We start from the raw sequence: 14,465 nt of genomic DNA, 5'->3' as shown, positions 1-14,465 counted from the left end.
AAGACGGAGAGACCCCGATGCGCCTGACCCTTGCCACCCTCATCGCCCTGATTTTCGCCGCCCCGGCCTTTGCTCAGGTGGCGGATTGTGACGCGCAGATGGTTGTCGTCTCGAAGGCGGTGGATGCCCGCGAGGCCGGGGTCGGCAAGGTCAAGATCCGCCGCGAGTTGCGTGCGGAATACGGCAAGACCGCCGCCGACATGCTGGTGGAGTTCGTCTACGGGGTGCCGGAGGACCAGATCGCCGGGATCAAGGACGCCTATCTCGCGACCTGCAAGGCGCAGTAGCGGTAGGGTGGGTTTGTAACCCACCGTCCGAATCCCTGTGGATAAGCCGGGTGTCCTCTGGACTCGTCCGGGGCTTCGGCCAATATAGAGGGCCATGAGCCTGCCCCCCGGATTCCTCGACGAATTGCGCAACCGCACCAGCATGGCCCAAGTGGCCGGCCGCAAGGTGCTGTGGGACAATCGCAAGTCGCAGCAGGGCAAGGGCGACATGTGGGGGCCGTGCCCGTTCCACCACGAGAAGACTGCCAGTTTCCACGTCGACGACCGCAAGGGCTATTACTACTGCTTCGGCTGCCATGCGAAGGGCGACGCCATCTCCTTCGTGCGCGAGACAGAGAACGTGAGCTTCATGGAAGCGGTTGAAATCCTTGCCCAGGAAGCGGGCATGGAGGTGCCGAAACAGGACCCGCGGGCTCAGGAAAAGCAGGACCGTCGGTCCCTGCTGGCCGATGTGATGGAGCAGGCTGTGCAGTTCTTCCGCCTGCAATTGCAGCGCGGCGTGGCGGAGGAAGCCCGCAAGTACCTGGCGAAGCGCGGGCTGAAGCAGGGGGCGCTGGAGCGCTTCGAGATCGGCTATGCGCCCGCGGGCTGGGAGAACCTGCGCGAGGGGCTGAAGGCGAAGGGCGTGCCGATGGAGCTCATGCTCGCGGCGGGCCTCGTGAAGAAATCGGACAAGGGCCGCGAGCCCTATGACGTCTTCCGCGACCGCATCATGTTCCCGATCCGCGACGGGCGCGGCAAATGCATCGCCTTCGGCGGCCGGGCGATGGACCCGAACGACAACGCCAAGTACCTGAATTCGCCGGAAACCGAGCTTTTCGACAAGTCGCGCAACCTCTACAACCTGCGCCCGGCGCGGGAAGCCTCGGGCAAGGGCGCGCCGCTGGTCGTGGCGGAAGGCTACATGGACGTGATCGCGCTGAGCGAGGCGGGGTTCGGGGCTTCCGTGGCTCCGTTGGGCACCGCCGTGACCGAGCAGCAGTTGCAACTGATGTGGCGGCTGAGCGATGAGCCGATCATCGCGCTGGACGGTGACAAGGCGGGTCTGCGGGCGGCGTATCGCGTGATCGACCTTGCGCTGCCGCTCCTGGAGGCGGGCAAGGGGCTGCGCTTTGCGGTCATGCCGGAGGGCAAGGACCCGGACGATCTCTTGCGTGCCGAAGGGCCGGAGGCGGTGAAGGCGGTGCTCGACGCGGCGATGCCGATGGTGCAGCTGCTCTGGCGGCAGGAGACGGAAGACAAGGTCTTCGACAGTCCCGAGCGCAAGGCGGCGCTGGACAAGCAGTTGCGGGCCCGGATTTCGATGATCCAGGACCCTTCGCTGCGCCACCATTACGGCGAGGACATAAAGGAACTGCGCTTCCAGCTGTTCCGCGGTCAGCGCGGCGGCAAGGCGCAGAGCGGTGGTCCCCGGCAGGAGTGGAAACGCCGTGACTGGCGTGCGCCGCCGCCGCCCTCGTCCGCGGTGAAGGCATCTCTGCTGGTGTCGGGCGGGGACGAGGCCGAGTTCCAATTGCGCGAGGCGGTGGTTCTCGCCGCGATCCTCTGTGCGCCGGAGGTGGCCCTCGAATTCGAGCCGCAACTCGAGTTGATGCCTTGCCGCGACCCGCAAAGCGCCCTGATCCGCGATACCATCCTGCGCTGCATCGGCAACGAGGCGGTGATGCGCGACCGGGTGGCGGAGGCAATCGGCTCCGAGGCCCTTGAAAGCCTGCTCAAGGCGCGCCATCTGAGCGTCGTGCCGTGCATCCGCCGCCCCGGGGATGCGGAACTGTCTCGCCTGACCGTCGCCGAGGAGCTCGCCAAGATGGAAGCACATCGCGGCTGGCACACGGAGCTGAGCGAGGCGCGGGAGGATCTCGAGGATCGCGCCGACGAGGCGCTCACCTGGAGGCTTGCCCAGGCGGCACAGGCCCGGGCCCAGGCGGGACGGATCAATGACGAGGACGACACGGAATTCGACGTGGGACCGAACGGCGCGCATATGGACAAGGAAGAGCGCAGCGCCTTCGATTCGCTCCTGTCGCAGATTCGCTTCGACAAATCCCGGCGCTAGATTGAACACATGCCCGTTGTGGTGAAGAAACAGTAAGGAAGACAGGGTAAATGAGTGAACCCGAATCACTCGAATGCCATGATGATTCGTGATACCGAATCACATCGCGCCCGATTCCCTGATGAGGAGAGCCTGATGGCCGCCAAGGATAACGACGACTCCAAGCCCGAAGATCAGGACGACGACGTCAGTCTCGACATGAGCCAGGCTGCGGTCAAGAAGATGATCGCGGAGGCCCGCGAACGGGGCTACATCACCTACGATCAGCTCAACTCCGTGCTGCCGCCGGATCAGGTCAGCTCCGACCAGATCGAGGACGTGATGTCGATGCTCTCCGAAATGGGCATCCAGGTCACCGAGGACGACGAAGAGGCGGATGACGACGACGGCAATGCAAATGCCAAGGGCGCGACCGATCTCGTCGAGACCAAGCGCGGCGGCGATGTGGCGCTGTCCTCCGGCGGCTCGGAGAAGCTCGACCGCACGGATGACCCGGTGCGCATGTACCTGCGCGAGATGGGCAGCGTCGAGCTGCTGTCCCGCGAGGGCGAGATCGCCATTGCCAAGCGCATCGAGGCTGGCCGCAACACCATGATCCTCGGGCTTTGCGAAAGCCCGCTGACCTTCCAGGCGATCACGATCTGGCGCGAGGAACTGCTGTCCGAGGACATCCTCCTGCGCGACGTGATCGACCTCGAGACAACCTTCTCCGGCCAGATGGGCGAAGAGGGCGAAGTCGGCGAGCCGGTGGTGGATACCTCCGGTGTGGAGACGTCCAAGCCGCGGTCCGATCAGCCGGAACTCGACGCCGACGGCAATCCGCTGTCCTCCGACGACGATGAGGACGACGACGAGCAGGCGAACATGTCGCTCGCCGCGATGGAGACCGCGCTGAAACCGCGCGTGCTCGAAACGCTGGACCGCATCGCCCAGGATTACGAAGAACTGGCGGAGATGCAGGACAGCCGCATCTCGGCCACCCTGAACGAGGACGACAGCTTCTCCGACATGGACGAGGCGCGGTATCAGAAGCTGCGTGGCGAGATCGTCGAACTGGTCAACGGGCTTCACCTGCACAACAACCGCATCGAGGCGCTGATCGACCAGCTCTACGGCATCAACAAGCGCATCATGTCGATCGACAGCGCCATGGTGAAGCTGGCGGATCAGGCCCGGATCAACCGCAAGGAATTCGTGGACGAATATCGCGGCCACGAGCTTGACCCGAACTGGCTCGACCGCATGGCGGAGAAGGCCGGGCGCGGCTGGCAGATGTTCATCGAGCGCTCCTCCGACAAGGTCGAGGAACTGCGTGCGGACATGGCGCAGGTCGGTCAGTACGTCGGTCTGGATATTTCCGAATTCCGCCGCATCGTCGGGCAGGTCCAGAAGGGCGAGAAAGAGGCCCGTCAGGCCAAGAAGGAAATGGTCGAGGCGAACCTGCGCCTCGTGATTTCGATTGCCAAGAAATACACCAACCGCGGCCTGCAATTCCTTGATCTCATTCAGGAAGGCAACATCGGCCTGATGAAGGCCGTGGACAAGTTCGAGTATCGCCGCGGCTACAAGTTCTCGACCTACGCGACCTGGTGGATCCGTCAGGCGATCACCCGGTCCATTGCCGACCAGGCCCGCACGATCCGTATCCCGGTCCACATGATCGAGACGATCAACAAGCTGGTCCGCACCGGCCGCCAGATGCTGCACGAGATCGGCCGGGAGCCGACGCCGGAAGAACTGGCCGAAAAGCTGCAGATGCCGCTGGAAAAGGTCCGCAAGGTGATGAAGATCGCCAAGGAGCCGATTTCGCTCGAAACGCCGATTGGCGACGAGGAGGACAGCCAGCTTGGCGATTTCATCGAGGACAAGAACGCTGTCCTGCCGCTGGACTCGGCCATTCAGGAGAACCTGAAGGAGACCACGACACGGGTGTTGTCGTCCCTTACACCGCGCGAGGAGCGGGTTCTGCGGATGCGTTTCGGTATCGGCATGAACACGGACCACACGCTGGAAGAGGTCGGCCAGCAGTTCAGCGTGACGCGCGAGCGCATCCGCCAGATCGAGGCCAAGGCGCTGCGCAAGCTCAAGCATCCGTCACGCTCGCGCAAGCTGCGCTCGTTCCTGGATCAGTAGATGTCGCTGTGGAAGAAACTGTTCGGCGGCGGTGGGTCCGAGAAGGCGCCCGCCGTCGAAGTTATTGAATACGAAGGCTTTCGGATCACGCCGGAGCCCATCGACGAGGGCGGGCAGTTCCGCATCTGCGCGGTAATCGAAGCGGAGGTGGATGGCGAAGCCAAGAGCCATCGCCTGATCCGCGCCGATCTGATCCGGGAATATGACGTGGCGGTCGAGGCCTCCGTCAACAAGGCCAGGCAGATGATCGACCAGATGGGCAAGTCTCTGTTCCGCGAATGAGCGGGTTGCGCCGGGTGCTGGACGCGCTGCCCTGGCCGCTGCTGCTGTTCCTCTGCGTCACGCTGGGCCTCGCGCCCTTTGTGCCGGAGCCGCATTTCAGCGAAAAATTCAGGATGCTTCTGGCGGGTGACCTGACCCGTCCCACCGACTTGTTCGATTTTGGATTACACGGACTGCCGTGGCTTTTTCTCCTTTTGAAACTGATGCTTGGCCACAAGCGCCCGGATTAGGCGAGGCTCGAGTCGACAGTTTACCAACCGGGCGAAGTTGTCTTTGTTTTTCGGCATTCTGCACGCGGTCCAAAGCTGACGTGCACCATTTCTGCGGAACCTGCCTGCTAAAACCGGCGTTAAGGTCCCAGGAGGCAACTGCCATGAAGAAAACCGCTATGTCCGCTTTCGCCCTGTTGTTCGCCGCCGCTGGAGCGGTCGCGGCAACCGATGTGTTCGTGCCTGATGAACCCGTGGTCATCGAGATCGAGGTCGACGCTCAGGACTTCGCGCGGTGCCAAGAAACGCTGGCACAAGTGGCACAGATGCCGGCGGTCACCGACAGTGGCCGGGAAATCCTGTTTGACAATACCGGCGACATGCCCTCCGTGGCCTGTGTCGTCAAGGATACCTGACACGGTCTTGCAGCGCGTCGCCCTGTCGGGCATTCCTGCAACTGGCAGGGGAGACAGCGCGTGGCCAATACGACATTCATCATCGAGACACGCGGGCAGGGGCTTTACGAGTTTACCAGTCCGGTTGTGGAGTGGGTGCGCGCCAACGCTGGCGGCCTGCTCACCCTGTTCGTGCGCCACACCTCTGCCAGCCTTTTCATCCAGGAGAACGCCGACCCTGACGTGCAGACCGACCTGAACGCCTTCTTTGATCGGCTGGTTCCGCCAGGCAACGATCCTGCCATGTCGTACCTGACGCACATCTACGAAGGCCCCGATGACATGCCCGCGCACATCAAGGCCGCGATGATGCCGGTGTCGCTGAGCATTCCCGTGGTGGAAGGCCGGTTGGCGCTTGGCACCTGGCAGGGCATCTACCTGTTCGAACACCGCACCGCGCCCCACCGCCGCAGTGTTGCCGCGCACCTGGGATGATGGTCAGAGGGCTGGAATCTCGGACTTGCGGGAGCGGGCGGGTTTGTTACGCTTGCATTGATTGAAGACGTCCAAGGGACTCGAATGGCTTTGCAAAGATCCGGAAAAACCCTTGCCATCATTGCCGTAGCCCTTGCCGGGACCATCGCCTACGCGGTGCCCGAGTACCTGGCCGGGCGTATGGTCAAAACCGGAGCGCTGTGCGAAGGGCCGGGGCAGGACGGCAAGATCTGCCGCTTCATCGGCGGGCCGATCGAGATGGCGGGCACGCCGGTTTTCGTCGAGAAGTTCGCCCATGCCTTCCTGCCGACGACCCGCAAGATCGAGTTCGTGGATGGCTTTGGCCGCACCTGGACCGCGCCGCCCAAGACGCTGACAGACGGGGCCAGCATTCCGGTCATCCTCGAACCGATCATGGGCGACCGGCAAAGCCGCGAGTATCTGGAGGCCGCCGCCTTACACGATGCCTATTGCGGTGTCGGCAACGAAGGGCTGGAAACCTATCAGACCGTCCATTGGGAAGACGTTCACCGCATGTTTTACGAGGCCTTGCTGGTCGGGGGCACGCCGCCGCTCAAGGCGAAGATGATGTTCGCCGCGGTGTACCTGGGCGGGCCGCGCTGGGACGATCCGGAGCGCTCGCTCAAGGATGTGGACGAAGAGGCGCTGAAGCGGGAGGCGAAGTGGTGTTTCCAGTGGATCGCGGACACCAATCCGAGCGCCGAGGAGATCGTTGCCTGGATGACCCGGCGCGAGGCCGCGCTGAAGGCGGGCGAGAACACGAAGCCGGTCTATCCGATGCCGAGCAATATCTGACGGGCCTCGCCCGTCAGCCCCCCCTGCGCACGTCTTTTTTTCTTTTGGAGAACCACATGAAGATCCATTTCGCCGCCGCGGTGCTTCTGGTGGCTTCCGGCACGTCTGCCGGGGCTGCATGTGCGCCCGAAGACCTGTTCCTCTCTTGCAAGATCGCGGGCAAGTCCCGCTGGCTGGAGGTCTGCGTCGAGCAGGGCAACATCGTCTACCGCTATGGCAAGCAGGGCGCACCGGAGCTGGAGTTGCGCGAGCACCCGGCGAATGTCGCCTATATGCCGTGGCCCGGGATCGGCGGCACGATCTGGGAAGAGGTGGAGTTCGCCAATGGCGAGTACGGTTATCTCGTGCACGGCGCCATCGACAAGCAGTTGGCAGTGTCCGACGCGCCCGGCGCGGTCTCGGGCGGCGTCGAGGTTCTCAAGGGCGGTCAATCGGTTGCGAGCCTGTCCTGCGATCCGGCCCAGGTGGATTTCCCCTGGGGTGACGCGCTGATGCGGGCCAAGGAAGCCGTCGGCATGACCTGGGACCCGGGCGAGCAGATGTGGCAACACGGTCAGTGAGTCCCTTTCGCCACGGGCCGTTTCGTCAGCATCTAGAGTGGTTAATTGAGCACTACCCAAAACCTTGGGACTGACCTATAGTGGCTGTGGATAAGTGCGGGCAAACCGCGCAATCAGGCACAGAGAGCAGGCAATAAGAACAAGGGGGACGGCCGATGCGCTGCCCGTTTTGCGGTAACGTAGACACTCAAGTGAAGGATTCCCGCCCGGCGGAGGATCACGTGGCCATCCGGCGCCGCCGGTTCTGTCCGGCCTGTGGCGGGCGATTTACCACCTATGAACGGGTACAATTGCGCGACCTCGTCGTGATCAAGTCCAACGGGCGGCGCGAGGATTTCGACCGCGACAAGCTGGAGCGCTCGATCCGCATCGCGATCCAGAAGCGCCCGCTGGAGCCGGAACGCGTCGACCAGATGATCTCGGGCATCGTGCGGCGGCTCGAGAGCATGGGCGAGACCGACATCTCCTCGCACCAGATCGGCGAGATCGTGATGGAGACGCTGGCCCGGATCGACACCGTCGCCTACGTCCGGTTTGCCAGCGTTTACAAGAACTTCCAGGCCGCGGACGACTTCGACAAATTCGTCTCCGAGTTGCGTCCGGAAGCAGGCGCCCCCGCAGCGGACAAGTGAGCCAGACGGATCGCCAGCACATGGCCCATGCCCTTGGCCTGGGTCGTCGCGGGATGGGCAAATGCTGGCCCAACCCGGCTGTGGGTTGCGTGATCGTCCGGAATGGCCGCGTTGTCGGACGCGGCTGGACGCAGCCGGGCGGGCGGCCCCACGCGGAGACGCAGGCGCTGGCCATGGCTGGTGCGCAGGCGGAGGGAGCGACGGCCTATGTCACGCTCGAACCTTGTGCCCATCACGGCAAGACCCCGCCCTGCGCCGAAGCGCTGATTGCCGCGAAGGTGGCGCGGGTGGTGGCGGCGGTTCCGGACAGCGATCCGCGCGTGTCCGGCAAGGGCTTTGCCATGCTGCGGGCGGCGGGCATTGCAGTCGAAACCGGCGTTCTGGCGGAGGAGGCGCTGGCCGATCACGCTGGGTTCTTCCTCCGAACGGAGCAGGGGCGGCCCTGGCTGACGTTGAAACTGGCCATGAGCCTTGACGGGCGGATTGCGACGGCGACAGGCGAGAGCCAGTGGATCACAGGCCCGGCGGCGCGGGGCACTGTACACGGGCTGCGCAATACCCATGACGCGGTCATGGTCGGCGGTGGCACGGCGCGAGCCGACGATCCGGCGCTGACCGTGCGCGGCTTCGGTACCGTCGGGCAGCCAGTGCGCGTGGTTGTTTCGCGGTTCCTGGACCTGCCGCTTCTGGGAAACCTGGCGCGGACAGCACAGGAGGTGCCGGTCTGGATCTGTCACGGTCCCGACGCAGGGCGCGACTTGCTGCGGGCGTGGGAGGGCCTTGGCGCGAGACTGGTGCCGTGCCGGTTGCTGGCGGGGCGGGTCGATCCTGCCGCGCTGCTGCGGGCGCTCGGGGAGGCCGGGCTGACGCGGGTGTTCTGCGAGGGCGGCGGGCAATTGGCGGCCTCCCTGCTGGGCGCAGATCTCGTGGACGAGTTGCACGTCTTTACCGCTGGACTAACGCTCGGGGCCGAAGGGCATCCGGGGCTGGGCGCGCTCGGCGTCGAAAGACTGGCCGAAGCGCCGCGGTTCACGCTTGTGGACAGTTCGGTGGAGGGGGGCGATATCCACCACGTCTGGCGCCGCAGCGCGGAATCCTGATTTCTGTCGATGCAATAAGGGATTATCAGGCTTTCTTGATACTCTCCCGAAAGTGGAATGCTGCGGTGGAAAACGCAGAAAATCCTTTTTCGACAAGGCGTTGAGTTTCGTTTTTGACGTTGCATTTCTTCATGAATCGTTAACGAATTGGCAGTCCATGATTTTTCTCATCGCCGCCATAGGTGCGCCTGTGTGGCAAACACGCCCTGCAGCTTGGACAGGGTCCTGTTGAATGGACCGGGGCGCGGCAGGTCGCCGGATTCCAGCCGATCCAGAACGATCTCCACCGGACACGCCAAGCCGGTCTTCGAGTCATGATAGCGCGGGTAGTCGATCAACACCGCGTGGGCGAGCGCCGCGAGAGAGGGCCGCGGGCCAGACAGGCGGCGGGCGGGCACGGGCCCGAGATCCTGCGTCAGGCCCCAGCCGGCGTAGAATGGTGCACCGAGGGTCGTCACACGGCAGCCGCGCAGCAGCGCCTCGAACCCAGTGAGGGACGTCATGGTCCAGACCGCGTCGACCTGTTCCAGCAGCGGTGCGATGGGGGCGTGCGCCAGCGTCATGTCCGCCCATTGCCCGGGATTGTCCACCGCACCCGTGCGCAAGCCAGCCTCCACATCCGGATGGGGCTTCCAGAGGATCACCGCATCGGGGTTGGCCTCGCGCACGCGGGCGAGAAGCGCCGCGTTGGACTGAATGTCCGGACTGCCGCGAAGAATGGAGGCATCGTCCTCGACTTGTCCGGGAACGAGGATGCGAGACCCCGGCGACAATGTGGGTAAATCTCCGGACAGATTGTATTTGGACAAGCGATTTCGGTTTATGCGGTCTATCACCCTGTGGATACGTTCGATCTGATCTGGTCTTGTATCCACAGCCCTCGCACGGACCAAGCTTTCGAGGCGGGATGGCGTGGTGGGGTCGTAGTAGATTCCCTCCGGATCGAGCACCAGCGACAGCGGAGGTGTGAGTTCCGCGCCCAGCCCACGGGAGCGCAGGAACCCGTCTTCGACCCGCACAGCGGCCTCGTCCTGCGCCTTGCCAGCCCAGACCATGCGACGCGCACCCGTGGACCGGGCCAGAGCGCGTGACTTGTCCACATCATCTTCGAACCGTAACCGCTTCTCGGATCCGAAGAATGTTTGAAGATGACGCCTTTTCCACAGACGCATCCCCTCGGAGATCCAGCCTTGCCGATCCTCGCGCCAGGCCCGGGTTTGCGACTCTAGCGCACCCAGCACATCGTCCAGCGTGCCGAGTTGGTTGCGATAGGGGTCGTACCATGTCGGATAGAGCAGCATGGCCCCGGTGAAGAGCTGCGCGCGGGTAAGCGTGCGCTGCCGCCGCGCGATCGGGGTCTCGTCTTGCGTCAGGCCCCACCCGGCATAGAAGGGCAGACCGAAGACACGGGGTTTGTGCCCGGCGAGTATGGCCTCGAAGCCCATCTGGGAAGAAACGGTGTAAACGGCGGTGGCGCCATCCAGCAGCTGCCAGGGTGAAATGGGCATATCGCAGAGGCTCACCAGTCCGGTCGCGTCGGTGCTGCGGAAATGCCCGGCGCGGAACCCGTCGTTGGTCTCGGGATGCGTCTTGATGACGATACGTGCGCCCGGATTTTCCTCGCGCGCGACGAAGAGCATTTCGAGGAACCGGTTGCGATCCGCGCCGGAGGCCATGACGGAGGCGTCCCCGGTGGTCTGGTCGATGACCAGGACATAGCCGGGGGCGGGCAGGTCCAGATCGAGCCGGGTGGCGCTGTATTTCGACAAATGCGCGTCCCGCATCCGCGCCATGGCCCCGCGTGCGACGTTCAAAAGCGCCGTGTCATCAAGCGGATGCGTGGCAAGCAGGGTTTCGAGGTCAGAGGGCCTGCGCCCGTCGAAATGGACGCCGGTGTGGTCGATCAGGAGGCCAAGTGGCGGCTCGCCGCTGCGCCCGGGATGGAGTGAGCGCAGGAAGGCGTCCTCGATCCGCACCAGCGGCACCCCGGTCCGGGCCGCCATGGCCTCGCCGCGGTGCGCATAGGGAGACTGGCCCCAGACGCCGATCAGGTCACCCTCCGCCGGCCGACCGAAAGACACGCGGTAACCGGCCAAGGCGAGGATCCGGCGCAGGCGCGGCTGCCGCAGAAACCCGGCATTGTAGACAAAAAGACGCCGAGGGATGTCTCCCTCGGCGCTGCCCTGTCCCTCGGGTCTGATAGTCAAGATCTCAGCCGCCGCTGCCGCCCGTGCCACCGATCGTTTCGGCTGCCGTCGTGATGGTGCTGACCGCGCCGAGCGTGCCGGTGAGGGCCGCAATGGTCTTGTTCCACTGGGTGAATGGCGCTTCGGTGACGTAGAGCGTGTCCTGGTCACGCACCACGAAGTCGCGCGCCATGAACATGCCGTTCGGCTGCGTCAGGTCAAGCACGTAGACCATGCGTTGCGCCCCGATCAGGTCGGTCCGCCCGAGGACGGTGTTGGCGATTTCCGCCGGTTCGTTGCGGAAGATGAACACGCCGGTCGGGTCCGCGGAGGCTGCCAGCAGGCCGCCGACCTGGGCAATGGCTTCGACCGCGCTGATGTTCTGGCTCTCGAATGGCACGCGGGCCTGCGCCCCGGTCGCGCCAAGCGCGGTGAAGGCGCGCGTGTCGGCTTCGACGAGGATGCGGTCACCGCCACGCAGCGCGATGTCGAACTCGGGATGCTTGTAGAGGTCCTGGAACCAGACGGTCTCGGTCCGGTCGCCGCGCAGCACCTTGATCTGGGCGATTTCCGGTTCGATCGTGATGCCGCCGGCCCGGGCCAGCATGGTCGACAAAGTCCGCGTCGGGCGTTCGATGGCATAGACGCCCTGGCCGCCGACGGAACCGACGAGGCTGACGGTAGAGCCGTCACCGGCGATGCGGCGCACCTGCACCTGCGGATCCGGCGTCTGTTCGTTCAGCTTGCTGGTGATGATCTGGCGCAGCCGCTCGGGCGTATTGCCCGCGGCCTTGATCCGGCCCGCATAGGGCACGAAGATGAAGCCGGAGCCGTCCACCTGCACCTCTTCGAGCGCGGTGGCGTTGGCCGGGCCGCTGCTGAGCAGGCCGTCGTCGACGTTTTCCCAAACCGTCAGGCCGAGCGTATCGCCGGGACGGATCGTGTCGGAGCCGAGCGCGGCGGCGTTGGTGAAGGCTTCGGAGAAGCCGAGCGCCGGAACCACGGCGGTGGCGCGGGTCACGCGGTCGTTGACGGAGACGATGAAGGCGTCGCCCTGCCGCTGCACGGAGCCGGAGAAGATTTCGCGTTTGTTGGGGCCAACGCGCGGCAGGCCGCAGGATGCCAGAACCGACACCGCAGCCAGCAAGGCGACGGACTTCGCCCACCGGGAAGGGGAGTATTTCACTGCTCGGTCTCCTCGACCTGTGTTCTGCCTCGGGTTTTTCTTTTCAGGCTACCGGTCCTGAACGAAAAACGCCAGTGTTTGAGGCAGTTCGCCCTAATGCACCACGCGCAACTGTTGCCGTGGGGCCGCGGTCCCGCGTTTCAGGGCGTCATAGGGATCGTCGGGGGCCAGCATCATGTCGACCACCTGACGCAGCAGTTGCCGTCGCCCGCGGGCGGAATAGAATCCCCCGGGAAGTTGAGAGGTTTCAAGGAGATAGCGGCGATAGTCCTTGTAGGCGTGCATGTTCGGGCGCGACGGTGCGGCGAAGAACTCCGGCAGCGGCTGGGTCGAGACGAACTCCGGCTTGGAATAGACCGCGTCGCCGAAGACCTTGATCGGAATTCCGCGCCAAAGCGCCTGCTGCGCGGCGGTGGAGTTGACCGTGACCGCGGTGCGGGCATCCACGAGCAGCTGTGCGAGCTTGCCGCCGCGGACGTAATGCACCCGGTCCGAGACGCCGTATTGTGCCGCGAAGTGCCGGATCGCGCGGCGCACGTTGACGCGGCCATCCTCCAGCGGATGCGCCTTGAAGACCAGATGGTGATGCCCCGGCGCACCGCTGGCAAAGCCCTCGATCACCAGTTCGAGAAACTCCGGCATGCTGTTGAAGGGCGAGTGCTTCTGGAAGGAGCTGTCATGCTCCAGCTGCATCAGCGCGAGGTGATAGGGAAAGCCGCCGAGACGGATGCGGGTGGTGGCGATGACCCGGTCGAGCCAGCTGAACGGCATCAGAAGGAGCCGTTTGAGGTAGAGCACGAACTCCTGCAACACGGTCAGCGAGCGGTGCGGCCGGAAGTTGCGGTAATCGCCGTTCCGGAACATCACGAACCAGTGGTAGAGTGCGCCGTAGAAGATGTGGTGCCGCATGTCGCCCCAATGCGCCGGCGGCAGGGGGGCTTCCATGTCGTACATCTCCAGCGCCCGCTTCATCTCCTCGATGCTCATCTGCATGAGTTTCGAATGGCCGTTGGACCCGCCGCGCTCGTAAGTGACCCAGTAGGGCCGCATGTAGCCTTCCTCGAAGACATGCACGGTCAACCCGCGCTTCTTCGCCTCCTCCACCGCTTCGGCGTGGATCCGGCGCACGTCGCCATAAAGCACGATGTCGGTGACGCGTTTTTCCGCGAGCAGGGCGATGAAGTTCTGCCGCCAGTCGTCCTGCGTGCCGCGGAAGGGAATGTAGCTGGACGGATGAAACCAGAACGCCCGGTCGCCGGCGTTGAAGCCGACGCGCCAGACATCCGCCCCGGTCTTGCGCAGCATCGCGCCAAGCCGGTTGAAGAAGGGACCGTGCGGCCCCTGCAGGAACAGGAAGACCCGTTCTTGTCCGGTTGCGTTGCTCATTGCGGCGTTCTATGTCCTTTCCCTGACCATTTTCTTAACGGCTAACCTCGGCGAAAATAAGGCCCGGGTTGCCCCCGTCCGCAGGAGCTTTCGGCATGTTTACAGGCATCGTCACCGACATGGGAGACATCCGAACTCTGGAACAGCGCGGCGACCTGAAGGCGCAGATCGGCACGGCCTATGACACCGCCACCATCGACATCGGTGCGTCGATCGCCTGCGACGGGGTCTGCCTGACGGTGATCCGCTTTGGCGGCGACTGGTTCGAGGTGGAGATCAGCGCGGAGACGGTGTCGAAGACCAACCTTGGTGACTGGGCCGAGGGGCGGCGGATCAATCTGGAGCGAGCGCTGAAGGTTGGCGACGAGCTTGGCGGGCATATCGTGTCGGGGCATGTGGATGGCGTGGCGGAAATCGTGGCCATGCGGGACGAGGGCGACAGCACGCGGGTGACCCTGCGCGCGCCGGAGAACCTCGCGAAATACATCGCGCCGAAGGGCTCCGTGGCGCTGAACGGCACGTCGCTGACGGTGAACGAGGTGGAGGGTTGCGATTTCGGCATCAACTTCATCCCGCACACCAAGGAGGTGACGACCTGGGGAAAGGCGCGAGTCGGTGACCGGGTGAACCTGGAGATCGACACGCTGGCGCGCTATGTGGCGCGGCTCCGGGAATTCGACTGACGCGGCGGGTGGGTTGGAACCCCACGATCAACTGACGCACCCCCAGGGCCGCCCCGGCG

Annotated in this window: 15 protein-coding genes; 12 read left to right on the top strand and 3 right to left on the bottom strand. The window is 64.4% G+C overall.

The genetic code is table 11. The features are described from left to right. Positions 1-17 precede the first annotated feature (17 nt). From ACP159_RS10885 to ribD, 11 genes are all read left to right on the top strand, one after another. A complete protein-coding gene (locus ACP159_RS10885) occupies positions 18-287 on the top strand; it encodes a hypothetical protein (protein ID WP_425099730.1) in 270 nt (89 codons plus the stop codon). Between the two features lie 94 nt (positions 288-381). Next, positions 382-2,343, top strand: a complete 1,962-nt coding sequence (gene dnaG, locus ACP159_RS10880; RefSeq protein WP_425099729.1) for a DNA primase — start codon at positions 382-384, stop codon at positions 2,341-2,343. A 135-nt stretch (positions 2,344-2,478) separates the two neighbouring features. After that, positions 2,479-4,476 carry an RNA polymerase sigma factor RpoD gene (rpoD, locus tag ACP159_RS10875; protein ID WP_425099728.1) on the top strand — a complete coding sequence of 666 codons (1,998 nt, stop codon included), beginning with the start codon at positions 2,479-2,481 and terminating at the stop codon, positions 4,474-4,476. Then, a complete protein-coding gene (locus tag ACP159_RS10870) occupies positions 4,477-4,758 on the top strand; it encodes an HlyU family transcriptional regulator (RefSeq protein ID WP_425099727.1) in 282 nt (93 codons plus the stop codon). After that, on the top strand, positions 4,755-4,988 hold the full coding sequence (locus tag ACP159_RS10865) for an RND transporter (protein ID WP_425099726.1): 234 nt from the start codon (positions 4,755-4,757) through the stop codon (positions 4,986-4,988). Before ACP159_RS10870 ends, ACP159_RS10865 begins: the two co-directional genes overlap by 4 nt. A gap of 143 nt (positions 4,989-5,131) precedes the next feature. Beyond that, the gene (locus ACP159_RS10860) at positions 5,132-5,383 is read left to right on the top strand and encodes a hypothetical protein (protein WP_425099725.1); all 252 of its coding nucleotides are present in this window, start codon (positions 5,132-5,134) and stop codon (positions 5,381-5,383) included. Positions 5,384-5,443: 60 nt separating this feature from the next. Further along, the gene (locus ACP159_RS10855; RefSeq protein WP_425099724.1) at positions 5,444-5,857 is read left to right on the top strand and encodes a secondary thiamine-phosphate synthase enzyme YjbQ; all 414 of its coding nucleotides are present in this window, start codon (positions 5,444-5,446) and stop codon (positions 5,855-5,857) included. Between the two features lie 84 nt (positions 5,858-5,941). Beyond that, on the top strand, positions 5,942-6,673 hold the full coding sequence (locus ACP159_RS10850) for a DUF1353 domain-containing protein (protein ID WP_425099723.1): 732 nt from the start codon (positions 5,942-5,944) through the stop codon (positions 6,671-6,673). A 56-nt stretch (positions 6,674-6,729) separates the two neighbouring features. Next, on the top strand, positions 6,730-7,233 hold the full coding sequence (locus ACP159_RS10845) for a hypothetical protein (RefSeq protein ID WP_425099722.1): 504 nt from the start codon (positions 6,730-6,732) through the stop codon (positions 7,231-7,233). Between the two features lie 155 nt (positions 7,234-7,388). Beyond that, on the top strand, positions 7,389-7,865 hold the full coding sequence (gene nrdR, locus ACP159_RS10840; protein ID WP_425099721.1) for a transcriptional regulator NrdR: 477 nt from the start codon (positions 7,389-7,391) through the stop codon (positions 7,863-7,865). Then, on the top strand, positions 7,862-8,965 hold the full coding sequence (gene ribD / locus ACP159_RS10835) for a bifunctional diaminohydroxyphosphoribosylaminopyrimidine deaminase/5-amino-6-(5-phosphoribosylamino)uracil reductase RibD (protein ID WP_425099720.1): 1,104 nt from the start codon (positions 7,862-7,864) through the stop codon (positions 8,963-8,965). Before nrdR ends, ribD begins: the two co-directional genes overlap by 4 nt. A 167-nt stretch (positions 8,966-9,132) precedes the next feature. On the opposite strand, the gene ACP159_RS10830 is transcribed toward ribD, so the two are convergent. The 3 genes from ACP159_RS10830 to ACP159_RS10820 all read right to left on the bottom strand — a co-directional run bounded on the left by ACP159_RS10830 (position 9,133) and on the right by ACP159_RS10820 (position 13,723). Then, positions 9,133-11,172: a capsular polysaccharide biosynthesis protein gene (locus tag ACP159_RS10830; RefSeq protein ID WP_425099719.1), complete on the bottom strand. Its 2,040-nt coding sequence runs from the start codon at positions 11,170-11,172 to the stop codon at positions 9,133-9,135. A 4-nt stretch (positions 11,173-11,176) separates the two neighbouring features. Beyond that, positions 11,177-12,337 (bottom strand): polysaccharide biosynthesis/export family protein, encoded by a 1,161-nt coding sequence (locus ACP159_RS10825; RefSeq protein ID WP_425099718.1) that lies wholly within the window; start codon positions 12,335-12,337, stop codon positions 11,177-11,179. A 93-nt stretch (positions 12,338-12,430) separates the two neighbouring features. Beyond that, a complete protein-coding gene (locus ACP159_RS10820) occupies positions 12,431-13,723 on the bottom strand; it encodes a capsule biosynthesis protein (protein ID WP_425099717.1) in 1,293 nt (430 codons plus the stop codon). A gap of 95 nt (positions 13,724-13,818) precedes the next feature. Between ACP159_RS10820 and ACP159_RS10815 the strand changes: the two genes are divergently transcribed. After that, positions 13,819-14,406 carry a riboflavin synthase gene (locus tag ACP159_RS10815; RefSeq protein ID WP_425099716.1) on the top strand — a complete coding sequence of 196 codons (588 nt, stop codon included), beginning with the start codon at positions 13,819-13,821 and terminating at the stop codon, positions 14,404-14,406. Positions 14,407-14,465 lie beyond the last annotated feature (59 nt).

It is taken from the genome of Tropicibacter sp. S64 (assembly GCF_049803835.1).
In the GTDB taxonomy this organism is placed as follows: domain Bacteria; phylum Pseudomonadota; class Alphaproteobacteria; order Rhodobacterales; family Rhodobacteraceae; genus Pacificoceanicola.
The sequence above is the reverse complement of the archived record's forward strand: the minus strand, read 5'-3'. Positions and strand labels throughout refer to the sequence as shown.

What these genes read in the sequence shown, in the direction of transcription:
- ACP159_RS10885 (WP_425099730.1), top strand. Translation starts at nt 18, where the DNA reads ATGCGCCTGACCCTTGCCACCCTCATCGCCCTGATTTTCGCCGCCCCG.
- dnaG (WP_425099729.1), top strand. Translation starts at nt 382, where the DNA reads ATGAGCCTGCCCCCCGGATTCCTCGACGAATTGCGCAACCGCACCAGC.
- rpoD (WP_425099728.1), top strand. Translation starts at nt 2,479, where the DNA reads ATGGCCGCCAAGGATAACGACGACTCCAAGCCCGAAGATCAGGACGAC.
- ACP159_RS10870 (WP_425099727.1), top strand. Translation starts at nt 4,477, where the DNA reads ATGTCGCTGTGGAAGAAACTGTTCGGCGGCGGTGGGTCCGAGAAGGCG.
- ACP159_RS10865 (WP_425099726.1), top strand. Translation starts at nt 4,755, where the DNA reads ATGAGCGGGTTGCGCCGGGTGCTGGACGCGCTGCCCTGGCCGCTGCTG.
- ACP159_RS10860 (WP_425099725.1), top strand. Translation starts at nt 5,132, where the DNA reads ATGAAGAAAACCGCTATGTCCGCTTTCGCCCTGTTGTTCGCCGCCGCT.
- ACP159_RS10850 (WP_425099723.1), top strand. Translation starts at nt 5,942, where the DNA reads ATGGCTTTGCAAAGATCCGGAAAAACCCTTGCCATCATTGCCGTAGCC.
- ACP159_RS10845 (WP_425099722.1), top strand. Translation starts at nt 6,730, where the DNA reads ATGAAGATCCATTTCGCCGCCGCGGTGCTTCTGGTGGCTTCCGGCACG.
- nrdR (WP_425099721.1), top strand. Translation starts at nt 7,389, where the DNA reads ATGCGCTGCCCGTTTTGCGGTAACGTAGACACTCAAGTGAAGGATTCC.
- ACP159_RS10820 (WP_425099717.1), bottom strand. Translation starts at nt 13,723, where the DNA reads ATGAGCAACGCAACCGGACAAGAACGGGTCTTCCTGTTCCTGCAGGGG.
- ACP159_RS10815 (WP_425099716.1), top strand. Translation starts at nt 13,819, where the DNA reads ATGTTTACAGGCATCGTCACCGACATGGGAGACATCCGAACTCTGGAA.